Source organism: Odoribacter sp., assembly GCF_985060555.1.
Window position 1 is genome coordinate 1 of record NZ_CFKYFN010000087.1, and the last position, 20,957, is coordinate 20,957.

23 protein-coding genes are annotated in these 20,957 nt (G+C 45.0%); 14 read left to right on the forward strand and 9 right to left on the reverse strand.

Features of this window, described 5'->3' with window-relative positions; all coding sequences use genetic code 11:
* Nucleotides 1-132 precede the first annotated feature (132 nt).
* The 5 genes from tsaA to AC5RDS_RS11080 are packed head-to-tail and all read right to left on the reverse strand — an operon-like array spanning nucleotide 133 to nucleotide 6,025.
* Complete coding sequence (gene tsaA / locus AC5RDS_RS11060; protein WP_118104689.1) at nucleotides 133-990, reverse strand: tRNA (N6-threonylcarbamoyladenosine(37)-N6)-methyltransferase TrmO; 858 nt, start codon at nucleotides 988-990, stop codon at nucleotides 133-135.
* A 56-nt stretch (nucleotides 991-1,046) separates the two neighbouring features.
* Nucleotides 1,047-1,802, reverse strand: a complete 756-nt coding sequence (locus AC5RDS_RS11065; RefSeq protein ID WP_494222340.1) for an ABC transporter ATP-binding protein — start codon at nucleotides 1,800-1,802, stop codon at nucleotides 1,047-1,049.
* Nucleotides 1,803-1,821: 19 nt separating this feature from the next.
* Entirely contained in the window at nucleotides 1,822-2,877 is a 1,056-nt protein-coding gene (locus tag AC5RDS_RS11070; protein WP_494222341.1) for a FecCD family ABC transporter permease, read from the reverse strand.
* Complete coding sequence (locus tag AC5RDS_RS11075; protein WP_118122173.1) at nucleotides 2,870-3,961, reverse strand: ABC transporter substrate-binding protein; 1,092 nt, start codon at nucleotides 3,959-3,961, stop codon at nucleotides 2,870-2,872. Before AC5RDS_RS11075 ends, AC5RDS_RS11070 begins: the two co-directional genes overlap by 8 nt.
* A 12-nt stretch (nucleotides 3,962-3,973) precedes the next feature.
* Complete coding sequence (locus AC5RDS_RS11080; RefSeq protein WP_229039834.1) at nucleotides 3,974-6,025, reverse strand: TonB-dependent receptor plug domain-containing protein; 2,052 nt, start codon at nucleotides 6,023-6,025, stop codon at nucleotides 3,974-3,976.
* A gap of 724 nt (nucleotides 6,026-6,749) precedes the next feature.
* Here AC5RDS_RS11080 and AC5RDS_RS11085 point away from each other — a divergent pair.
* The 10 genes from AC5RDS_RS11085 to crcB all read left to right on the forward strand — a co-directional run bounded on the left by AC5RDS_RS11085 (nucleotide 6,750) and on the right by crcB (nucleotide 15,125).
* Complete coding sequence (locus tag AC5RDS_RS11085) at nucleotides 6,750-7,052, forward strand: urease subunit gamma (RefSeq protein WP_013611515.1); 303 nt, start codon at nucleotides 6,750-6,752, stop codon at nucleotides 7,050-7,052.
* A gap of 7 nt (nucleotides 7,053-7,059) precedes the next feature.
* Entirely contained in the window at nucleotides 7,060-7,569 is a 510-nt protein-coding gene (locus AC5RDS_RS11090) for an urease subunit beta (protein WP_118104655.1), read from the forward strand.
* 2 nt (nucleotides 7,570-7,571) lie between these two features.
* The gene (locus AC5RDS_RS11095) at nucleotides 7,572-9,290 is read left to right on the forward strand and encodes an urease subunit alpha (RefSeq protein WP_013611513.1); all 1,719 of its coding nucleotides are present in this window, start codon (nucleotides 7,572-7,574) and stop codon (nucleotides 9,288-9,290) included.
* Between the two features lie 86 nt (nucleotides 9,291-9,376).
* Nucleotides 9,377-10,006, forward strand: coding sequence for an urease accessory protein UreE (locus AC5RDS_RS11100; RefSeq protein WP_217774145.1), 630 nt, complete (start codon nucleotides 9,377-9,379; stop codon nucleotides 10,004-10,006).
* A gap of 42 nt (nucleotides 10,007-10,048) precedes the next feature.
* A complete protein-coding gene (locus tag AC5RDS_RS11105; protein WP_494222342.1) occupies nucleotides 10,049-10,744 on the forward strand; it encodes an urease accessory protein UreF in 696 nt (231 codons plus the stop codon).
* Between the two features lie 22 nt (nucleotides 10,745-10,766).
* Entirely contained in the window at nucleotides 10,767-11,417 is a 651-nt protein-coding gene (gene ureG / locus AC5RDS_RS11110; protein ID WP_494222343.1) for an urease accessory protein UreG, read from the forward strand.
* Nucleotides 11,414-12,331, forward strand: coding sequence for an urease accessory protein UreD (locus tag AC5RDS_RS11115; RefSeq protein WP_013611509.1), 918 nt, complete (start codon nucleotides 11,414-11,416; stop codon nucleotides 12,329-12,331). Before ureG ends, AC5RDS_RS11115 begins: the two co-directional genes overlap by 4 nt.
* Before the next feature lie 18 nt (nucleotides 12,332-12,349).
* The gene (gene yut, locus AC5RDS_RS11120; RefSeq protein WP_118104659.1) at nucleotides 12,350-13,324 is read left to right on the forward strand and encodes an urea transporter; all 975 of its coding nucleotides are present in this window, start codon (nucleotides 12,350-12,352) and stop codon (nucleotides 13,322-13,324) included.
* 15 nt (nucleotides 13,325-13,339) lie between these two features.
* A complete protein-coding gene (locus AC5RDS_RS11125) occupies nucleotides 13,340-14,722 on the forward strand; it encodes an MFS transporter (RefSeq protein ID WP_013611507.1) in 1,383 nt (460 codons plus the stop codon).
* A 25-nt stretch (nucleotides 14,723-14,747) separates the two neighbouring features.
* Complete coding sequence (crcB, locus tag AC5RDS_RS11130; protein WP_013611506.1) at nucleotides 14,748-15,125, forward strand: fluoride efflux transporter CrcB; 378 nt, start codon at nucleotides 14,748-14,750, stop codon at nucleotides 15,123-15,125.
* Nucleotides 15,126-15,249: 124 nt separating this feature from the next.
* On the opposite strand, the gene AC5RDS_RS11135 is transcribed toward crcB, so the two are convergent.
* Nucleotides 15,250-15,753: a flavin reductase family protein gene (locus tag AC5RDS_RS11135; RefSeq protein ID WP_022159692.1), complete on the reverse strand. Its 504-nt coding sequence runs from the start codon at nucleotides 15,751-15,753 to the stop codon at nucleotides 15,250-15,252.
* A 136-nt stretch (nucleotides 15,754-15,889) separates the two neighbouring features.
* Between AC5RDS_RS11135 and AC5RDS_RS11140 the strand changes: the two genes are divergently transcribed.
* Nucleotides 15,890-17,404, forward strand: a complete 1,515-nt coding sequence (locus AC5RDS_RS11140; protein WP_013611504.1) for a bifunctional metallophosphatase/5'-nucleotidase — start codon at nucleotides 15,890-15,892, stop codon at nucleotides 17,402-17,404.
* Here the strand turns inward: AC5RDS_RS11140 and AC5RDS_RS11145 are convergent.
* Nucleotides 17,394-17,786 (reverse strand): hypothetical protein, encoded by a 393-nt coding sequence (locus AC5RDS_RS11145; protein WP_013611503.1) that lies wholly within the window; start codon nucleotides 17,784-17,786, stop codon nucleotides 17,394-17,396. The two genes, AC5RDS_RS11140 and AC5RDS_RS11145, sit on opposite strands and share 11 nt — an antisense overlap.
* 135 nt (nucleotides 17,787-17,921) lie before the next feature.
* Between AC5RDS_RS11145 and AC5RDS_RS11150 the strand changes: the two genes are divergently transcribed.
* Nucleotides 17,922-18,197, forward strand: a complete 276-nt coding sequence (locus tag AC5RDS_RS11150; protein ID WP_013611502.1) for a GNAT family N-acetyltransferase — start codon at nucleotides 17,922-17,924, stop codon at nucleotides 18,195-18,197.
* Here the strand turns inward: AC5RDS_RS11150 and AC5RDS_RS11155 are convergent.
* Together AC5RDS_RS11155 and araJ are read right to left on the reverse strand one after the other, a co-directional pair.
* Nucleotides 18,194-18,583: a VOC family protein gene (locus tag AC5RDS_RS11155; protein ID WP_494222344.1), complete on the reverse strand. Its 390-nt coding sequence runs from the start codon at nucleotides 18,581-18,583 to the stop codon at nucleotides 18,194-18,196. The genes AC5RDS_RS11150 and AC5RDS_RS11155 overlap by 4 nt on opposite strands.
* 17 nt (nucleotides 18,584-18,600) lie before the next feature.
* Nucleotides 18,601-19,758 (reverse strand): MFS transporter AraJ, encoded by a 1,158-nt coding sequence (gene araJ / locus AC5RDS_RS11160; protein ID WP_046402997.1) that lies wholly within the window; start codon nucleotides 19,756-19,758, stop codon nucleotides 18,601-18,603.
* 557 nt (nucleotides 19,759-20,315) lie between these two features.
* Here araJ and AC5RDS_RS11165 point away from each other — a divergent pair.
* Both AC5RDS_RS11165 and AC5RDS_RS11170 read left to right on the forward strand, forming a co-directional pair.
* A complete protein-coding gene (locus AC5RDS_RS11165) occupies nucleotides 20,316-20,531 on the forward strand; it encodes a hypothetical protein (protein ID WP_147349906.1) in 216 nt (71 codons plus the stop codon).
* Between the two features lie 50 nt (nucleotides 20,532-20,581).
* The gene (locus tag AC5RDS_RS11170; protein ID WP_494222345.1) at nucleotides 20,582-20,956 is read left to right on the forward strand and encodes a DoxX family protein; all 375 of its coding nucleotides are present in this window, start codon (nucleotides 20,582-20,584) and stop codon (nucleotides 20,954-20,956) included.
* Nucleotide 20,957 lies beyond the last annotated feature (1 nt).

Genomic DNA, 20,957 nt, shown 5'->3' on the forward strand with positions numbered 1-20,957 from the left:
GATGGTACTGCCTTATGGTGGGAGAGTAGGTTGGCGCCGAATTGTGAAAGCGAGTTACGAAAGTGACTCGCTTTTTTTTTCGGACATCCAGGGGCGGGTCTTTAGCGATCAATCGCTTCCCTCCCCCGTGAACTATAGTGTTTCGATGGTGAACAGTTGGTGAGGATCGAGTTTAAGGGTGGCGAAACCTTTCGCGGAAGTTGACAAGTCGGCGGGGAGATGGCGGTTCATATATTCCCGGTTGTTGGGGTCGAAACTGACTTTCCAGCCTTTTCCGGCTTTATTTTTTAAGTAAAAACACATGTTTTCCGGATCGCCTTGCTGGTAACGGTGTGTACCCGGTGTGCAACCGGTGATAAACATCGCTCCGTCGATCGGACAATTTTGCATTTCTGCCGTTAAAGTATACGCTTGGGGATCTTCCTGCTGATTGTATAATTGTTGCATTACCTGAGTTGCCCCCAAAATTCCTAAAGCTAAGCCGGGACAGATATGTCCATGGAATTGTGCAGCTTTTAATAATAACTCATCGGTTTCATTCTGCATGATATTTCGGACAATGTCGATGCGGGGCGAATCTGCCTGAATGGTTTGGTGAACATGTTTTTGGTCGAAGACAGAGGTATCGCAATATTTAATATCGATCACCGGAGAACCGTCTAAAGCATCGGCTCCTTCGACATACAATTTGCCACCTTCCCGCCGAATCAGTTTTACGGTAGTTATTCCCAGATGGTTCGGGCGTTTGGGGGAACGGGAAGCAAATACACCTTTCATTTCACCGGAACGGATGCGGGTGACCAGTTCGGTACGCTTTTCATGATGAAAAGAAAATACAAGATCGAGGTATTCAGCTTGTTCTATATCCTGTAAACCTTCCGAATATTCGGGAAGAATCTCGATTTCTGAAATTTCTTTTTTTATAAACTCAGGTGCTTGGCTGGTGGTACATGTATTATGTACGAAACCGATAGGTTCTAGAACAATCATAGTCACAATAGGTAAAAGATTCGTGGTAAAATGTAAAAAATTCATTGTTTTTGATTTTATTGAGGTATTATACAGATACAATCGTTATGACGGAGGATATCGACCTGGATGTCGTAAAGGTTTTCTATATTTTCCGGAGTATAGACGGATTGCATACCGGAGGCGAAGATCCGGCCCTGTTTCAGCATAAGTGCCTTATTGCAAAAGCGGGCAGCCATATTGATATCGTGGATGGTAATAATAACCAGGATACCTTCTTGGGTCAGTTGCCGCAATAGTTTCATCACTTTCATCTGATGATTGATATCCAGGTTGGCGATAGGTTCGTCCAATAGCAGGATGGAGGGCTGTTGGGCTAAAGCTCTGGCAATGAATACTCTTTGTTGTTGTCCGCCACTCAGGGTGTTCAGATTACGCATAGCGACTTCATCCAGTTCGAGACGGGTGAGTAGCCGGCTGACCAATTCCATATCTTCCGGAGCCGGTCTGCTGTGAATATACGGCTTACGTCCCAATAGTACCGTATCGAACACATTGATCCCGCTGATCGTGTCTGTTGATTGGGGAATATAGGCGACTATCCTGGAGAGTTTCGACGCAGAAAGGGCTGAGAGGGAAATATTCCCGATTTCGATATGGCCTGTATTGATTTTCAATATCCGGCTGATACATTTCAGGAGAGTACTTTTCCCCGAGCCGTTTTGTCCGATGATCGCCAGCATATCACCTGCTCCTGCCTCGAAGGAGATATCCTGTAATGCCCGGAAGCCACTGTAACTGAACGATAGGTCTTTGACTTTAATTTGTATCATATCTTTAGATTTTACTGAGTTATCTTTTTTTCCGGGTCAGGAGGAATAAAAACAAAGGGACCCCTAAAAATGAGGTCAGTATACCGACCGGTAGAATGATCGGGGAGAGGATCGTGCGGGCGACCGTATCACACAGTAACAGAAACATTCCTCCGAAGATTGCAGAACCGGGAATTAAAAATTCTTCGTTATCTCCGATGTATTTCCTGACGATGTGGGGAACGACGAGTCCGACAAAGGCGATCACTCCGAAAAAAGACACAGCTACGGCAGTGATCAGCGAGGTGACGACCATCCCGGTCATCCGGGTATGTTGCGGATAGACACCCATACTCTGTGCATAATCGTCGCCTGAACAAAGCACCTTATAGTCCCAGCGTTTCAGATAGAAGTAGATCAGGGCCGGAATCAGTGCGACGATTAAAAAGAGTAATTTCGACCAGTCACTACGTCCCAGATCGCCGAAGTTCCAGAAAACGATCGAAGCCAACTGTACGTTGTTCGCTACGTATTGCATGACCGCAATGCCGGCACCGAACAGGGAGTTAATGATCACTCCCGAAAGGATGATCGTTTCGACCGAGGCCTGTTTGCCCCTGATGATGATCAGAATGATAGCCAATCCCAACAGACTGCCTAAGAAGGCTGAAAGGGTAATGACATATGGATTGGTGATCATAAAGAGGTCTGAAGACCGGGTAATGCCGGCTCCGGCTCCCAGAAATACAATCCCGAACGAGGCTCCGAAGGCTGCTGCATTGGATATCCCCAGCGTATAGGGGGAGGCCAGGGGATTGCGTAACAAAATTTGCATGATCGCTCCTGATAGCGATAGGATAATCCCGGTAATTACGGCTGCCAGCATACGTGGTAACCGGATATTTAACAAGATCTGCCGGTTCATTTCCGTGCCTTCGTTTTGTACGATCGCCCATAGCTCCTGCCAACCGATTCGGTGTGAACCGATGATCAGGGAGACGATACCGGTAACGGCCAATAATAAAACCATCGCAGAGATAAAGCGGCGGTTTCTGGCCCGGTACCTTTTATATTGTGTTAAAACTTCGTTACTCATGATTTTCTTTTCCGTCGAAAATATTTTGGTAGGGACCCCAATGTTGGAGCAAAGAATCTGCAATCGGAGCTCCGACGAACATCGTCATAATTTCGTCGGTTTTGCCGCGCATCGTTATTTCCCCGAAGTGTTCCGGGAAAAGTACTTTACCGGCATACCAGGCATTGACTAGCATGACGTCGAAATTGGAATGATGGTTGTTATAGGGCCAAAGGGTATAAATCTGTTTGTTTTCATAGGCTTTAAGCAGGCGGTTGAGTCCCTGACGGGTTTTAAAATCTTCCTGTACCAATGGCCAACCGCCGACATCGATAAAGATCACATCGGGATTCCAGTCGATCAGTTGTTCCCAGTCGATATAGGTCCCTGTTATCGGGGATACGTAGGTCGAATCGAGTTCAGAAGCCACATTGTCGGCTTCCAGATAATCCAGGGCAGCATAATAAGGATCTGTAGAAGTGATACCCTTTTGTCCTTTATAGGAAATGCCGCCGACATAGACTTTGGCAGATTTATCTGTACCGGCGGTTCGGGCTTGAAGATCTGCAATCTGCTCATCGATAAAACCGATCAGCGAATCGACCTTGTCTTCGGTATGCAGGACCTGGCCGATCAGTTGAAGTGAATTGTAAAATGTCGGACGGTTTCTACCCAGATCACCGTATTCAATGGTAAATACGGGAATTCCCGTCTGTTTCTGCAGAGCATCCGCCTCTCCGGCAGTGGTCGAAGTCATAAATATCACATCCGGTCCGGCTGCCATAATGAGTTCTGGATCTCCCCCCATACCCGGACCGATGATCGGTAGCCTGGCCAGATCGGGATAGGCGAAAATATGAGTAAATTCATTGGGACGTGTTTCCTGTTCTTCCACTCCGCAAATCAACGGGGCTCCTCCCGCATAAGTAACCAACCGGATCGCGGAAGACCGGATACAGACCAGTTGACGGATCGTATCGGGCAGCGCCACTTCCCTTTGTAATGCATCGGTTAAAAGCCGGGTAGGACGCTTGTTTTTAACGTTCTGCCCCTTACACGAAAACAGGAGAAGACTGACAATAAATAAATAGTGCAACCATTTCATATATCGTGATTTTTATCGGTTGATGTTAACAGCCACTTTGATATTCATTAAACGACCGGCGGACATATAATCTTTGGTGTTCATGTGTCTGTTGTCGAACATATTGATGATTTCCCCACCGACATAAAGCCGGTGGTCGAAAAACCATTTGGATACCTGTGCATCCCAAATCGTAAAGCCATCGATGGCTGCCGAATTATCTTCGGTGGTATATTGTTTGGATTTATATCGTCCCCGGAACATGACATCTGCAATCCCGCCGGTCCACAGCACATATCCCTTTATCTGGTTTTTAGGAGCATAGGTCAGTATTTTATTATTCAGTTCCGGTTTTTCTTTAAAGTCTTTGACTTTCGGGTTATTATACGAATAGTTGAGGTTGATTTTCAAACCATTGAACGGTATATAATTCAGGTCGGCTTCAATGCCTTTTACATCGACTTTAGAAACATTCTGCCGTTGGAATATATCTCTTTTTCCCCACATTTTTTCTCCTGTAGTTACATAATACAGAAAGTCTTTTCCTTTAGCATAGTAGAGAGAAGGGGAGAAAGACAAGTTTTTGGTGAGCCGGAACGTACCGCCGATCTCATAATTATCGATCTGTTCCGGTCCCAATTCCGGATTGGCGATCTTAGGTCCTACCCACATCCATCCTGAACGGCAAAGGTCGTCCAGAATAGATGCCCGGAAACCTTGAGAATAAGAAATATAGGCAGATATGGCTCGGGTGGGGTTATAGCGCAGAGCTACCCGGGGGGAGAGATGTTCCCAACGGTTATTTTTTAGCTTTCCGTTGTAAGTGTTGAAATCGGAGACATTTTCTCCGTTAGCCTCGAACCATCCTTTATGAAAATAAGCATTGTCGTAACGTAAAGCAACCTGTAACCAGATTTTTTTGTTGAAAAGACTGAGTTCATCCTGGGCGAATACAGAGAGGATACGGATGGAGCCTTTGTTGAGTACTTCATCGGTCGAAGTGACGTAATGGTCTCCTCCGTCGATGCTTCCATTCTTAAATTCTCCGCCGAGTGCAAAAGCATTGTGACGTCCTTCGAGTCGCAGGTGCATGATCGCTCCCCAGTCGTCCCGGTGAGATTTTACATCGAAACGCTGATAATCTCCGCCTTTTGTCCGTTCGTCCAATTTGAAATAATCCTGGCGTTGAAAATAAAGTGCTGCCTGGTAAGAAAATTTTCCTTTTTCCCCGTAAAAACGACTTTGGACCCGGTTGTGATTGAAATGGCGGTACTCGCCGTCGGGAGCTTGGATTTTTTCTCCTTCGCCCCGTTTGTCTCTGTACAGGTCATAGGCTAAATCGACATTGAATAGGGCTGTCGGATTGTAGAGGACCTTAGCATATAATCCCCCTTCTTTCATAAAGCGGGCGACACTATAGTCGGGTTCTGTGCGGAGGCTATCCGGGATGTTGTTGAAGCCGTCGCTTTTGTTGTAATAACCGGATAAAAAAATGGCGAACTTGTCGTTTATCCGGCTGGATAGGCCCAGATCGGTTTTCCAGGTATTCAGGCTCCCGTAGGAACCCGAGGCGTTGAGCGAGAAGGGCGAAACCGGTCTTTTGCTGATGATATTGATGACTCCGCCCATAGCGCTATTGCCGTATAAGGAGGATCCCGGACCTTTGAATACTTCGATACGCTGCACATTGTCTATATGAATACTATTCCAGTTTACCGAGCCTTCGTCCGAAGTATTGATGGGAATGCCGTCGAAGAGGACGAGCGTGCGGCCTTGTTCATCTCCGGCCAATCCCCGGATACTGACGTTGGTGTGCATATTGCTGATCCCGTCACTACGTGTTGTGTTCACTCCTGAGAGCATCGAAAGAATGTCGTCGACACTTTGGGCCGGACTGTTACGCAGGAGCAAAGGGGTGACGACATGGATACTGCCGGGGCTCTGACTGATCGGACGTTCGGTTCCCGAGCCCGTAACGACGACTTCTTCCAGGCGTAAAGTCGTATCTGCTTTTGAAGTCTGGCCATAACTTATCGCTACCGTTGAGCTACAGCATAAGAGTATAATTAGTTTTAGAGTTGTCATAAGAAAATACATTGAAATTTCAGAAAAATTGAAACGTGAGTGAATAACCGACCGGTTTTAGTATAAAAACGAGTGTCGGTTCTGTAATCGGTCACTGGCGGGAAGATGACGCTGATACTTCCCGGGTTTTGTATGAGAGGGGGATTGCGTTCGGAACCCCGTAATGATAACTTCTTCCAGGGAATAAGGGCGCTGGCAGATTGAGGGCCTGTAGCTTAAAGGTGATACCTGGTAATCCTGGTTTATAATTTTCTGAAATTTCTTTACTGAGAGACGATATGGCTTTCCTGCTGATAGTTTCTATCACGTCTCTCTTGGCAATGTTGCCATACAGGAAAGGATCGTGTTCGGATTTTAGGATTACGGGTTCCTTTAAGGGCAACCGGACAGCCCCTGATCTTTTTGAATTCATCGTGTTTTGTTTAGATTACTTAAACTCATACGCACCCGGGAAAGGTTTGGTTTTATTCACCCGGAAATTAAAGTAATTTAATATTTATCGGATTATGAATGGATAGATGTGAATGTATATACATGAAAATGAATGCTATATGTATTTGCGACATATGCTCTCTAAGGTTAAGGTAGTCTAAATACCGGAATAACATTTCTCTTTTTGAAACAACTTTAAAATTCCAGCGTAGTTCTCGTGTTAAGGCCGGAAGGAAAAAAGATACTCCTTCTGTATTAAAAAATATTATTTAACATTTAAAAACGGAAAACTATGCATTTAACACCGAAAGAAATTGACAAGCTGATGTTATTGTCATTAGGTGCAATTGCCGCACGGCGTAAGGAAAAAGGGTTGAAGCTGAATTATCCGGAAGCTGTAGCCTACATCAGTTCGGCAGCTTTGGAAGGAGCTCGCGAAGGAAAAACCCTGGAACAGGTGATGACCGATTCCACAAAAGTATTGACCAAAAATGATGTGATGGAGGGAGTGGCCGACATGATCTCTTTGATTCAGGTAGAGGCGGTTTTTACCGATGGTAGCCGTCTGGTAAGTATTCATCAACCGATTAAATAGTAAGATTATGGCAGATATGAATAAGGCAGGTACTCCGAAACAAGCACCCATTGTACCGGGTTTTACTCCGAAACAACATGTGGGAGTCGGAGGAGAGATTTTGAGTGCAGAGCCGATCGAATACAACGAAGGTCGGTATACAGCAAAGATTGTTGTCCACAATACGGGTGATCGTCCGATTCAGGTCGGTTCGCATTTCCATTTCTTCGAAGTGAACCGGTATCTCGAATTCGACCGGGCAAAAGCTTTCGGTTGTCACCTGAATATTCCGGCAACAACAGCTATACGTTTTGAACCGGGTGATGAAAAAGAGGTTGAAGTCGTCGCTTATTCCGGTAAACAGTATGTTATGGGATTCAATGGGTTGGTACAAGGATTTACCGGAGATGAAGATGCTCCGACTTATTATCCGAAACGGATTCAGGCCATCGGGAATGCAAAAAATTTGGGTTTTAAAATCATAGATGAAGCCGGTGCAGAAGCTGACCTCCAGAAAAAGAATCAAAAAACGAAGTAATTATGGCAACAATATCAAGACAACAATATAACGACCTTTACGGCCCTACCGTAGGTGATAAAATCCGTTTAGGAGATACCGATCTGTATGTTGAAATTACAAAAGACCTTTGTGTATATGGCGATGAGGTAGTCTATGGAGGTGGTAAAACCTTACGGGATGGTATGGGCTTGGCAAATACTACGACTTCAGAAGGGGGTACGTTGGATTTAGTCATTACTAATGTAACGATTATCGACCCGATATTGGGGGTGATCAAAGCGGATGTCGGAGTAAAAGACGGTAAAATTGCCGGAATCGGTAAAGCCGGCAATCCGAATATCATGCGGGGAGTTACCCCTGAATTGGTAACAGGAGCTGCTACCGATGCCATTTCGGGAGAACATCTGATTCTGACAGCTGCAGCTATCGACGGTCACGTACACATGATCGCACCGCAGCAAGCCTACCATTGCCTGAGTAATGGAGTCACTACGCTTGTCGGTGGTGGTGTCGGACCGACCGACGGTACCAACGGTACGACTATTACTTCCGGTACCTGGAATATGAAACGGATGTTACAATCCATCGATGGCCTGCCTGTAAACTACGGTTTTCTGGGCAAAGGTAACTGTTCTGTTCGTCGTCCGTTGGTTGAACAAATGTTAGCCGGTGCTTGTGGTTTTAAAATTCATGAAGACTGGGGAAGTACTCCTGCTGCTATTCGGGCTACGATGGCTGTAGCGGATGAATTCGACGTTCAGGTGGCTATTCACACCGATACGTTGAACGAAGGCGGATATGTGGAAGATACGATCGCTGCTATCGATGGACGTACGATTCATACTTATCATACTGAAGGTGCCGGTGGCGGACACGCTCCCGACTTGTTGAAGGTGGCTTCTCTGGCGAATGTACTTCCGTCTTCTACCAATCCTACGCTGCCGTTCGGTATCAATTCCCAGGCTGAGTTGTTCGATATGATTATGGTATGTCACAACCTGAATCCGAAAATTCCGTCCGACGTTGCTTTTGCAGAAAGCCGGGTACGTCCCGAAACTCAGGCTGCTGAAAATATACTGCACGATCTGGGGGTTATCTCGATGATTTCTTCCGATTCTCAGGCTATGGGACGTGTAGGTGAAAACTTTTTACGTGCTTTCCAGATGGCAAGTTATATGAAACAGGTGAGGGGAAAGTTGGCAGAGGATTCTGCTGATAACGATAACTTCAGGGTATTACGCTATTTGGCAAAATTGACGATTAACCCGGCTTTGACTTATGGTTTCTCGGAAGTGTTAGGGTCTGTCGAGAAAGGCAAAATGGCCGACCTCGTATTGTGGGAACCGGCATTTTTCGGTACTAAACCTAAATTAGTCATCAAAGGGGGAATGATCAACTGGGCGAATATGGGTGACCCGAATGCTTCTTTGCCGACACCACAGCCTGTATACTACCGGCCGATGTACGGCAGCTTCGGTTCGGCTATGCCGAAGAGCTGTATTTCTTTTGTATCCCGGGCTTCTCATGATGCCGGTATTAAAGAGAAATACGGGTTGCAACGGATCGTTTATCCGGTACACGGTTGCCGTCAGATCGGTAAACCACATATGGTACTCAACGGAAATATGCCTAAGATCGATGTCAATCCCGAGACTTTTGAAGTGTTTATCGATGGCCGGCAGGCTTATGTTAAACCGGCACAGAAGTTCTCTTTGGCACAACTCTATTGGTTTAGTTGATCCGAAGGTTTATCGAACAATTTATTCACCGATGAGGAAGTGCCTTTGTAACCTTTCGATTGCACTTCCTCTATAAAATTCTTTTTATGAAAATATTTTCTGAAGTCATAGGAAATATGACAACTGACCCGCAATGGGCGGAGAAATTAGAAAACACAAAAATCGAATACCTGGAGCTGGATCAATGGACGGCTCAGAAAAGTCGCTTCATTGCTAAAGGTTCGGACGGACAGGAATATGCCGTCGCTTTGAAGCGTCACAGTCAGATCGAAAATGGGGATATACTCGAATATGACCCGGAGCGGAAAGTGGCCATCGTGATACGTATCGCATTGAAACCGGTATTGGTCGTCGAATTGAAAAAGATTGCAGCGAAAACACCTGAAGAGATTATTCGTCGTTGTGTCGAACTTGGGCATGCCGTTGGTAACCAACATTGGCCGGCTATCGTGAAGGGTACAAAATTATATATCCCTTTGACTGTAGACAAGAAGGTGATGACCAGTGTAATGGATACCCATCATTTTGAAGATATTACCTATGAATTTCAGACCGGGTTGGAAGTGATCCCTTTTCTGGCACCACATGAAATCAGGCAACTGTTCGGGGGAAGTTCGCAGGAGATCACCCATCATCACGATGCCGTACACGGGTACGATCATACACACGATCACGAACATTCCCACCGGCATGAATACGGGGAGGTACATTCATGATTACTATACAAACTACCGAAATCTTAACCCTGAAAATATAACATGATGATTGATGAGATTACCCGATTGATGCGTTTACTTGAATTTTCGGATTCTGCTTTTCCGGTGGGGACGTTTTCTTTTTCTAATGGGCTGGAAACGGCTGCATTCGAAGGGATCGTATACGATGCTCAAACGCTTGAACAATATACCCGTACGGCTCTCCGTCAGACCATTTACAGTGATGCTATAGCGGCCCTGATCGCTTTTCGGGCTGCTGCCGGCGGAAACTATAAGACGATTCTGGAGGCTGACCGGCAAATCATCCTTTGTAAAATGAATGCGGAAGCCCGGCTGATGTTGATCCGTATGGGGAAAAAAATGGCCGAAATTTGTACTCAGATTACCGATAGTCCCTGGATGAGCCGTTGGTTGGAAGATATTCGGGCAGAACGAACACCGGGAGCCTATCCTGTAGCACAAGCGATTTATTTTCAGCAAAATGGTTCTACAGAGAAAGATCTGTTCGTGGCTATCGAGTATGGAGCGATCAATATGATTCTCAATGCGGCTTTACGGTGTGTCAAAGTTTCCCACTATGAGACCCAGGCTATCCTTTACCGGCTTTGTACGGAGGCGGCAGAAAATTATAAAATCGTGCGTGAACTGAACTTTGAAGATATGCAGGCTTTTGCCCCCGAAATGGACGTCATCGCTTCGCTGCATGAAAAAGGGAAGATGAGGATGTTTATGAATTAAAATCTAAAAAATTGAAATTATTATGAGCAATACATGCAGAATTGGCGTCGGCGGACCGGTTGGTTCCGGGAAAACAGCTTTGATCGAAGCCATTACTCCTTATTTTTTGAAATTGGGTTTACAGGTTTTGATTATTACCAACGATATCGTGACCACCGAAGATGCCAAACATGTCCGTAAAATGTTGAAAGGTTATCTGGCAGAAGAACGGATTATCGGTGTCGAGACCGGTGCTTGTCCCCATACGGCCGTACGGGAAGACCCTTCGATGAATATTGCCGCTGTCGAGGAAATGGAAACTAAATTTCCCGATAGCGACGTCGTATTGATCGAATCGGGAGGAGATAACCTGACTTTGACTTTCAGTCCTGCGCTGGTGGACTTTTTTATTTATGTGATCGATGTGGCTGCCGGTGATAAAATCCCGCGTAAAGACGGTCCCGGAATTTCCTATTCGGATATACTGGTCATTAATAAAACCGATCTGGCTCCTTATGTACATGCCGATCTGGAAGTAATGCGCCGTGATTCTGAATTGATGCGTCCGGGAAAGCCTTTTGTGTTCACCAATTGTATGACCGGTGAAGGTATTAAAGAGTTGGTTACTCTGATCCGGGATATGGCCTTGTTCGACTGTGTTTCGGAAAAAGAGGTTGAAGAGATGAAAGTATGAACGATTATACGACATGTAGAGAATTGAAGCCTTATCTCGAACCGACGAAGGCGATGCGTTTAGGTGCACCGGGAAAATTCGGTTCGCTGGATCTGGTATTCGAGTTGGATAAAGACAAGAAGTCGGTTATGCGGCATTGGGACAGGCGGGCTCCGCTCATTGTACAGCAAGAATTGTACTTTGACGAGGGGATGCCTGAAATGCCCTGTGTTTATATTCTGTCGTCAGGAGGGCCGAATGTGGATGGGGACCGCTATGAAAACCGTTTTACCGTCCGTAAGGATGCTTATGCCTATATATCTACCGGTGCAGCAACGAAAATTGCCGAGATGGTATATAATTTTTCAGGACTGAAACAGTGCTTTGTATTGGAAGAGAATGCCTATCTTGAATATATGCCCGAAGCGACTATCCCTTGCCGTCACAGTCGTTATATTACTGATACGGATATCGAAATCGATCCGACTGCGACTTTATTCTATTCGGAGATCTATATGGGAGGAAGGAAATATTACGGAGAAGGGGAATTGTTCGAATACGACTTGCTATCGGTTTGTACACGGGCCCACCGACCCGACGGTACGCTTCTGTTCCGTGAGAAATTGGTTGCCGAGCCTTTCCTGAATCCTGTACGGGCTATCGGAACGATGCATGATTATGATGTTTTTGCCAATGTCGTTGTATTGACTCCTCCTCAGGAAACTTCCCGGATTTATGAGCAGACAAAAGCTTATATCGACCGTCAGGAAGATATTGCAGTCGGAATAAGTCATCTGCCGAATGACTGTGGGTTGATATTCAAAGTGTTGGGGAAAGAAACCTCTCCGGTGAAGAAAGTTGTCCGGCAATTTTGTTCAACTGTACGAATGCAAGTCAAGGGTAAACCTTTACCTGAAGAGTTTGCCTGGAGATAAAAATGAAAAACAAAAATTATGGAAACACAAGCAGCAACTTTGCCAAGAGTATTTTCTTTTGGTTTTTGGAAAATCCTGTGTAAAGGAACAGGACAGGTGATGTTCCAGGATAATGCCTGGACCGGATTATTCTTTTTAGCCGGGATTTTCTACGGCTCTTATGTAACGGGTAATCCGGCAGTGGCTTGGGGGGCTTTGGCCGGTGTATTTATGTCCACGATTACCGGATATCTCCTGAGGTATCCCGCAGAGAAAGGAACTGCCGGACTTTGGGGATTCAACGGGGTTTTGGTCGGATGTGCCTTACCGACATTTTTAGGGAATGTACCCTTAATGTGGTTGGCCATTGTTATCTTTTCCTCTATGACAACCTGGGTCATGGTCGGATTGAACCATTTATTGGCTCATTATAAAGTGAGTTCGTTTACTTTTCCTTTTGTGTTGACCACCTGGTTCGTACTGATGGCTGCGCGGATTATGCACGGACTGCCCGATTCCGGATTAGGTGCTCCCGAATTGCCCGGTAATTTTTCTTCGGCATTCGATACCGGTTTTAAAGACTTGGTGATCTATTGGCTGACTGGAATCGGGCAGGTTTTTCTGATCAAATCCTGGGTGACCGGATTGTTGTTTTTGATCGGATTGGCGATCAGCAACTATTGGGCTGCCATTTGGGCTGCTATCGGATCTGCCCTGGCATTGGCCGTTGCCATTTTGTATCAATGTAACGGTGGGGATATCGCCAACGGTTTGTTCAGCTTTAGTCCGGTGCTTACTGCTATAGCGTTGGGAATGACTTTTTATCAGGTCAATTGGCGGACCGCCATCTGGACTTTGCTGGGAATCTTCGCTACCGTATTTATTCAGGCCGGTATGGATACTTTCTTTTCTCCGTTGGGGATTCCGACATTGACCGGTCCGTTTTGTGTGGCAACCTGGTTGTTCCTGTGGCCGCATCTGAATCTGGATAAAAAGATATTACAACAAGGATAGAGAAATTTCAGATTTATGGTAGAGAGTCAAAAATTACCGGAATATAACATGGATACGATGCCTTTACGTAGAGGGCATATCCTTATTTTAATGATTGCCTCTGCCGGACAGTTTTTTGGTGGGGCATTGGCTATTTTGGTGGGTGTTATCGCTCCCTTGATCGCCATGACCCATCATCCTGGATTATCTCCCTGGTTGCAGGGGTTTATCTTTGCTTGCGGATTGATCGGTATAATGCTGGGGTCTTTGTTTTTCGGGCGGTTCAGTGATAAATACGGGTATCTTTTCTTTTTCCGGCTTTGTCCGCTGGTCATTGCCGGGGCTTCGCTGGGTGTTTATTTCAGTCATTCTCTGGTGGTATTGACGGTCTGTTTGCTGCTGATCGGTTTTGCGATAGGCGGGGCGTATGCTTTAGATCCTTCGTATGTTTCAGAGATTATGCCTAAAAAATGGAAGCGGACCATGTTGGGAATTTCCAAGGCTACTTCTGGTTTAGGAAATATCGGGATGATCCTGGTGGCTTGGTATGTATTGAAAGAATCTTCCGATCCGGAGATTTGGAATCATTTGTTTTTATTTCTGACATTTTTTGCTGTCGTCACTTTTCTGGCTCGTCTCTGGTTTGTGGAGAGCCCTGAATGGCTGGCTCTTCATGGGAAAGTAGAGGAAGCTGAAAAGAATGTCAAACATTTTCTGGGGCAGGATGTGTACATCGGTGAGTTGGCCAGTAAAAAAGATAAGACAACCCGGCCCCAATCTTCCCGCCGGGATATTTTTGCCCGGGGAAATATAAAACGGATTGTTCTCAGCGGTATTCCGTGGGGATGTGAAGGCATGGGAGTATACGGTATCGGTATATTTACTCCTGTGTTGTTACTGACCTTAGGATTGATTCCCGAAAGCGGCAAAGCTTTCCCCAGGGTGGTCGAATCTTTGCGTTTTACGTTTTATATCAACGTCTTCGTTATGTTGGGGTTTATCATCGGATTGACTATCGTCCGAAAACTGAACCTGCTCCATGCCCAGACCTTCGGTTTCTTTCTTTGTGCTCTCGGATTATTCGTCACCCTTTTAGGGTATATCTATCAGGCACCGTTGGGAGTGACCTTAGGCGGATTCTTATTATTTGAACTGGCTTTAAATGCCGGGCCGCATCTTTCCACCTTCGAATTACCGAGCCGGATTTATACTTTACAGGAGCGGGCGAGTGGAGAGGGGATTGCCTCTGCATTAGGTAAATTGGGGGCTATTATCGCTACCTTTATTATCCCTCCGTTACTGCAACTCGGGGGAGGTAAACTGGTTTTAATCGTAGCGATTGCTGTGCTCGTATTGGGAGGAGTGATTACCCTGCTTGTCGGACCTTTGGTATTGAAGCATTTACCGGAGAAAGTTTAATTGTTAAATTATAAAATTTGAAACTATGTTTAAAGCGATGTTGATTGCCGGGGCAGGAGGATTTATCGGTACTTGCCTGCGTTATTTGGTAGGTAAATTAGCTCATTATGTTTTTTCTTCTCCTTTTCCATGGGGAACTTTTGCAGTGAATATTATCGGTAGTTTTGTCATCGGAATATTCTTCGGTATGGCTGAAAAAGCTCACCTGATTTCTGCCAATATGAATGTATTTCTGATCACCGGTTTCTGTGGTGGTTTCACTACGTTTTCGTCCTTTGCCGACGACATGTTTTTACTGATGCAGAATAAACATTGGGGGTATTTTTCGGCTTATCTGGTATTGAGTATTGTATTGGGAATTGTTTTAGTATGGTTAGGACGTAGTGTCGTAAAACCGGCTTGAATCAGTCCGAAGTTTATAAAATTCGTAAAGTTTGTAAAGTATCGGATCTTATCGGTATGTGACGATTGGGCGAAACCGAAGCTTTATAAACTTTACGAATCCTGCTGTGGCTATATTGAACCGCTTATTTCTCCCATACTTTCAGGATTTCCACGACATACACTTTATGGAAATTTCCCTGTGCTCCATACCATTTGTCTGGCAGACTTTTATCGATAAAATGCTCGGGAGATAACAATTGGCCGTATAGTTTGCGGCATTCGAGGGTCAGACGGGCTTGTTCGAAGGTCACGTTACCATCCGGGGTCGTTAGGGGAAGCAGTCCGCTCTCTTTGATTTTGTCTGTATCACGCCCGGATTTACTTCCACAAATGTTGTATATAGAACGGTTACCACTACCCAGGAAAGAAAGTGTCAGCATGTCGTTCTTTTCTATAAATTCGTAAGTGTAACGCTCGGGCCGGATAAAGATAAAAGCAACTGCTTTGTTCCAGAGAAAACCGATACCACCCCAACTGGCTGTCATCGTATTGAATTTTTCTTTTGAACCGGAAGTCACCAACATCCATTCTTTACCGATCGCTTCAAAAAAATTTTCAGTCAGATCTTTTATTGCTAGTTCTTGCATCATTTATTGTTTTTGTGTTCACGTGGGTAAAGTTATTAAATTGTGAATAGAATATCAAAGAAATATTCGATAGATTATTCTATCTTTGGCTGCCGAACAAGGTTGGTGTGACGAATGACCGATTAAAGTAAAAATAATGAGAGCGCTGAAGATATGGGGGATGACTATGGTGGTAGTCATTGCCGTTTTAGGACTGTATATTTATCAAAATAACCGGGAGTATCAAATCATACTCTTGAATACCAATGATAGTCACGGTAGCATTTTGCCTGTGGATAGTGTGGGGGGAATGGCTGAGCGGGCTACTTTTATCCGGATGGTGAGGGAGAAGAATCCTTATGTGCTCCTGGTCGATGCCGGGGATATCAATACCGGGCAAGCTATTTCGAATAGGGCGGATGCAAAGCCCGATATCTTGGCTTACAATTACATGGGATATGATGCTGTTACTGTAGGGAATCATGAATTCGATAAACCCCTGAACGTTTTGTTGAAGCAGATGCAATGGGCCGAATTTCCTTTTGTGACGTCTAATATCCAACGGAATGGAACTCCGTTGGGAGTAGAATATCTGATCAAAGAAATAGGAGGAGTGAAAATAGGAATCTTTGGATTGACTACGAAGAATACAGAAAATGTCAGTATCCATGCCGGGGAAGTGACTTTCGAAAATGAGGTGATGGCGGCGCGGAAAGTGGTTAAGTTATTGAAAAAGCAACAGGTAAACCTGATTATCGGTCTGGTTCATCTCGGATTTACCGAGTCGGCACCCGGTTTTATCACTTCTTACCGATTGGCACAGGAAGTAGACGGTATCGATATTTTGGTCGACGGACATTCACATTCTTTTATCGAGCGGCCGGAGCATATCCATAAGACGACGATCGTTACGGCTAATCAGAGTGGAAGATACGTCGGTGAAGGTATTATAAGAATGAAAAAAGGACGTTTTGTAGGATTTTATTGGAAACCGGTATTGATAAAAGGATTTCAGCCGGATTCTGTTTTGAGCCTGCAATTGCGGCCTTATGTCGAAGCGGCGGAGAAGGATTTGGCAACCGTCGTAGGGGAGGCTACCGAAGAATTTTCCCTTTTTCAGGATGGAGAGAATCTGGCCCGTTATGGCGAGACGGCTTTGGGAGATCTGGTAGCCGATGCTTTAAAATGGAAGGCCGGGAAGTTGAATCTGAAGGTCGATTTTGCTTTGACTAATTCCGGTGGTATCCGGGAAAGCCTGCCTGCCGGTAAAATAACCAAAGGAGATGTTTTGGCCGTATTACCTTTTGATAACGTCCTCGAGGTGGTAGCCTTATCCGGTAGTGAAGTCCGGCGATTGTTCGATTATATCGCCTCTATCCCTTTGGGCAACGGAGCTTTTGCTCAGGTGTCCCGTGAGGTACGGGTGGTTTACGATTCCGGGCGGGTGAGAACATTGACGATAGCCGGCCGGCCTATTGAAGACGATAAAATGTATTATATGGCTACCTGTGATTATGTTGCGGCCGGGAAAGATGGCTATGAGGCTGGATTGGAAAATATTACAGGGAGGGAAAATACCTCCCGCTCTCTATCGGATGTGCTGATCGAATATATTCAGACGAAGGGAAAAATAATCCCCCGGGTGGATGGTCGGATCAAATTTACCGATTAGAAGAATCAGGTTCTTGGGCAGAACCGGGATTTTGTCCCGCTTTCAATATATGGTTCATGAAATGTCCGTATTCTTCTTCCGTGATTTCCAGTTCTAAGAGGATTTTTTTCTTTTTTACCGGATGAGGAGAAGATTTTTTTTCTTTTTCCATGCGGATAAGTTTGTTATTTTCTGCCAGGCAATCGGAAAAATATTGAAAGAAATCCGTGTTTAATGCCATGGAAATATCGTAAAGTAATGACGTATCTATGATTTTTCGTTTAAAAATGTTGTATGCGATGGTTCTGTCTTTTTGAATTTGCTGAGCGAAATAAGCTACAGACCACCCTGTCTTTTTAAACACAAGCCGTATTCTCTCCCCAATATCGATTCCTGGATTCATAGTCTCGTTTTATCCTTTTTTCTTTGTTATACGGAAAACTTTCATTTCTGTTGCCGGCGTTTCTTGACGGAATATCGTGTAACAGTAAAGGGTAGAAAACGTATCATCAGTGTGACTTATTTAAAAAGAGAAGCTATGGAATATAATGTGAAGCATGATGAGAAGCGCCATCGTTTCGAATACGACCGAAACGGCTTGATGGCTTTTGTAGAGTACGACCTGGAGGATGGAGTGATGGATATATTTCATACCCTTGTTCCGATACCGATGGAAGGTATGGGAGTTGGATCGGCTTTGATGAAGTACGCACTGGATTATGCCCGGGATCACCATTATAGTGTGATCCCGAACTGTGCTTTTGCTCAAGCCTTTTTATTGAGGCATACGAATTATCGGGATTTGATCAGTTAAGCACTGATTTCGATCCGGTTGTTGTCCGGGTCCAGAATCGCACTTTCGTAAAAACCGTCTCCGGTTGTGCGGGGTTCTCCGATGACCTTGTACCCTGCCTGCCGGAGACGCTCTGTCAGTCGATCGACCTGATCTTTACTCCCCGTTGAAAAGGCAAGATGGGCTAAACCGATGAATTCCCGGTCTTCACTATTCCGTACCTGGTCTACATCTGTCCGGGACATGATTTCCAATGTACATCCTCCTTCGAAATGAAGCATGTAAGATTCAAAACCTTTTTTCGGATTTATATACTTTGCATGGGACTTCCCTTGAAAATAGGTGGTATAGAAACTCCTCAATACTTCTAATTGTTTGGTCCAGATTCCGATGTGTGTAATTTTCATGGTGTGTTGAAATTATTTTATACATGTTGCCGGGCAGTTTCATATTTTCTGGAGAAAAGGACCAGTAGTATAAAACCGACGAGGGCAAAGAAGGTTCCGAGCAATGCCGGATAGCGGTAACTTAAACCGGCTTGTAACGGTAATCCTCCGCAATATGCTCCGATAGCGTTTCCAAGATTAAAAGCGACCTGTACGCTGGCTGCCCCTAACATTTCTCCTCCGGGGGAGAAACGGATGAGTAAAACTTGCTGAGGACTCGAAAGGGCGAATAGTCCGGCAGTACAGAGGCACATTAAAATGACCGACAACCAGGAGATAGAAGCGAGGAAATAGATCAGTAACAGTAAAATGGAGAGACTGCCCTGCGTGAAAGCTGCTACCCGTCCCGGGGTGAAACGGTCGGAAAGCCGGCCGCTGACCAGGTTGCCGACGACCATTCCGAAGCCGGCCAATACCATCAATAGCGTGATACTCTCAGGACGAAAGCCGGACACGTGAGTCAGTAAGGGGTTGATGTAGCTATACCAGCAAAATACACCTCCGTTACCGAGCATGGTCGCTCCTAAGATTAACCAGGGAGCCGGTGATTTCAAAAAACGGAACTGTCCCTTGAAACCGGTATCGGGTAGTTTTTCTACCTGAGGCACCCAGCGCCAGATATAGTAGAGGATAAGCACTCCCCAAACGCCTACCAATAAAAAAGTCATCCTCCAGGAAATCGCTGCACTCAGCGAAGTGCCCAGGGGTACACCGAATAAATTAGCCACCGTCATACCGGCTATCATGATCGATACGGCTTCCGATCCTTTTCCTTTGTCGGCGAGTTTTTCAGCAACGATAGAACCGACACCGAAATAAGCACCGTGGGGTAAACCTGAGATAAATCTCCCCAACATCAAAATCCAATAGTTGGGCGCAGAAGCTGCAATGATATTTCCCAGCATAATCATACTCACCAATACCAATAGAATATTTTTCAACGGATATTTGCGGGCGATGATCAGAAGCGGAGCGCCTACACATACCCCGATCGCATAAGCCGATATCAGATGCCCTGCAGTAGCGATACTGATATTTAAAGCTTTGGCAACATCGGGCAAAATGCCCATCATGACAAATTCGGCAATCCCTAATCCTAATGTGCCGAAAGCTAAAGCGATAAGACTCTTTTTCATTGTAATCAAATTTTCGGAGTGCAAAAATAATACGTTTCTTTACAGAAGAATTTGATCTATATCAAAAAATAAAGTTGTATCTAAGTGTTTGGTATACTCCGGATGGTGGATAGAAGTATGGTTTTTAGTTACAGGGAAAGCAAGGGGTTCTGAAGTTTGCCGGGGTGGTTGTGATTAGGGAAGGGGATTGGTTTAGACGCTTTTAAAACGTACCAATAACCTTGATTTGTCGGGGTAGGGGATTATAATGATATACGCAGTCCCTGTGATTTTATACAAAACCTAAAATTAAAAAAATCGGAAGTGATAAAATAGATCCTTCTTTTCTTGATATTGCGACTTATTTTATAGTTTGGTAGGGTGGAATTGGATTATTAAATCTGGTCCTCAGGGGGGATTTAAATAAGTGAAAGACATCTTCGGTTTAGGAATATAATTTCATCACACGATAGGTGAATATGTTTTTTGTAAATGTGAATTCTAATCGGCAAAGGGATGGAAAATAATCATGTTAAACCGATTTATTGACGATCTGCGATAGTTGTGAGTGGGAGAAGATGGCTTTCTTTCCGGAAGAGGCGGCTGGAGCTGATTTGGTTATTTCTTGGTCGGCCGATTGCCGACTCACCGCTGATGGAGTTCTGGTTCACTTGAATGTGAAGGATAGTCAGGTAACTTTGAGAGGTATCTGCGTTAACGGAGGTAAAATTGTCTGTCCGAAAATTGAAATCGAAGTAGATGGATTTGGAGTATTTTTTTACGATGGGCTGTAACAAATCGGGAGGAGAATGGGTTTAATCGGTAAATAGTAAATATGATATCGATGAAACCTGTTTTAAGTTTTGGCCGGATTATGTTAGGTTTGGCCTATGTTGTTTATGGGTATTTGCATTTTACACATACTGCTGCAGATGCGGCTATGGTACCTCAGGGCGTAGGACGTCCGGTGGTATGGGTGATTTTGATCGGAATCTGTTGGTGGGCGGTAGCACTGAGTTTTTTTACCAATATTCTGACGCGTTTGAGCGGAGTACTGGCATCGGTCTTGCTGTTTTTTGTTCTGTTTTTTGCAATTTTGCCTGATTTCCATGGGGTTAGTTCTTGGCTTTCGATGGCTTCGGTGTTGGGGCTGATCGGCGGGTCGTTACAGGTAGCTGCTTATGGGGAAATGTGGTATAGGCGTAAAAATCGGGGATGAT

Bases quoted from the DNA above. Each gene is read 5' to 3' on its own strand.
- tsaA (WP_118104689.1), bottom strand. From the start codon at position 990: ATGATTGTTCTAGAACCTATCGGTTTCGTACATAATACATGTACCACC.
- AC5RDS_RS11065 (WP_494222340.1), bottom strand. From the start codon at position 1,802: ATGATACAAATTAAAGTCAAAGACCTATCGTTCAGTTACAGTGGCTTC.
- AC5RDS_RS11070 (WP_494222341.1), bottom strand. From the start codon at position 2,877: ATGAGTAACGAAGTTTTAACACAATATAAAAGGTACCGGGCCAGAAAC.
- AC5RDS_RS11075 (WP_118122173.1), bottom strand. From the start codon at position 3,961: ATGAAATGGTTGCACTATTTATTTATTGTCAGTCTTCTCCTGTTTTCG.
- AC5RDS_RS11080 (WP_229039834.1), bottom strand. From the start codon at position 6,025: ATGACAACTCTAAAACTAATTATACTCTTATGCTGTAGCTCAACGGTA.
- AC5RDS_RS11085 (WP_013611515.1), top strand. From the start codon at position 6,750: ATGCATTTAACACCGAAAGAAATTGACAAGCTGATGTTATTGTCATTA.
- AC5RDS_RS11090 (WP_118104655.1), top strand. From the start codon at position 7,060: ATGGCAGATATGAATAAGGCAGGTACTCCGAAACAAGCACCCATTGTA.
- AC5RDS_RS11095 (WP_013611513.1), top strand. From the start codon at position 7,572: ATGGCAACAATATCAAGACAACAATATAACGACCTTTACGGCCCTACC.
- AC5RDS_RS11100 (WP_217774145.1), top strand. From the start codon at position 9,377: ATGAAAATATTTTCTGAAGTCATAGGAAATATGACAACTGACCCGCAA.
- AC5RDS_RS11105 (WP_494222342.1), top strand. From the start codon at position 10,049: ATGATGATTGATGAGATTACCCGATTGATGCGTTTACTTGAATTTTCG.
- ureG (WP_494222343.1), top strand. From the start codon at position 10,767: ATGAGCAATACATGCAGAATTGGCGTCGGCGGACCGGTTGGTTCCGGG.
- AC5RDS_RS11115 (WP_013611509.1), top strand. From the start codon at position 11,414: ATGAACGATTATACGACATGTAGAGAATTGAAGCCTTATCTCGAACCG.
- yut (WP_118104659.1), top strand. From the start codon at position 12,350: ATGGAAACACAAGCAGCAACTTTGCCAAGAGTATTTTCTTTTGGTTTT.
- AC5RDS_RS11125 (WP_013611507.1), top strand. From the start codon at position 13,340: ATGGTAGAGAGTCAAAAATTACCGGAATATAACATGGATACGATGCCT.
- crcB (WP_013611506.1), top strand. From the start codon at position 14,748: ATGTTTAAAGCGATGTTGATTGCCGGGGCAGGAGGATTTATCGGTACT.
- AC5RDS_RS11135 (WP_022159692.1), bottom strand. From the start codon at position 15,753: ATGCAAGAACTAGCAATAAAAGATCTGACTGAAAATTTTTTTGAAGCG.
- AC5RDS_RS11140 (WP_013611504.1), top strand. From the start codon at position 15,890: ATGAGAGCGCTGAAGATATGGGGGATGACTATGGTGGTAGTCATTGCC.
- AC5RDS_RS11145 (WP_013611503.1), bottom strand. From the start codon at position 17,786: ATGAATCCAGGAATCGATATTGGGGAGAGAATACGGCTTGTGTTTAAA.
- AC5RDS_RS11150 (WP_013611502.1), top strand. From the start codon at position 17,922: ATGGAATATAATGTGAAGCATGATGAGAAGCGCCATCGTTTCGAATAC.
- AC5RDS_RS11155 (WP_494222344.1), bottom strand. From the start codon at position 18,583: ATGAAAATTACACACATCGGAATCTGGACCAAACAATTAGAAGTATTG.
- araJ (WP_046402997.1), bottom strand. From the start codon at position 19,758: ATGAAAAAGAGTCTTATCGCTTTAGCTTTCGGCACATTAGGATTAGGG.
- AC5RDS_RS11165 (WP_147349906.1), top strand. From the start codon at position 20,316: ATGGCTTTCTTTCCGGAAGAGGCGGCTGGAGCTGATTTGGTTATTTCT.
- AC5RDS_RS11170 (WP_494222345.1), top strand. From the start codon at position 20,582: ATGAAACCTGTTTTAAGTTTTGGCCGGATTATGTTAGGTTTGGCCTAT.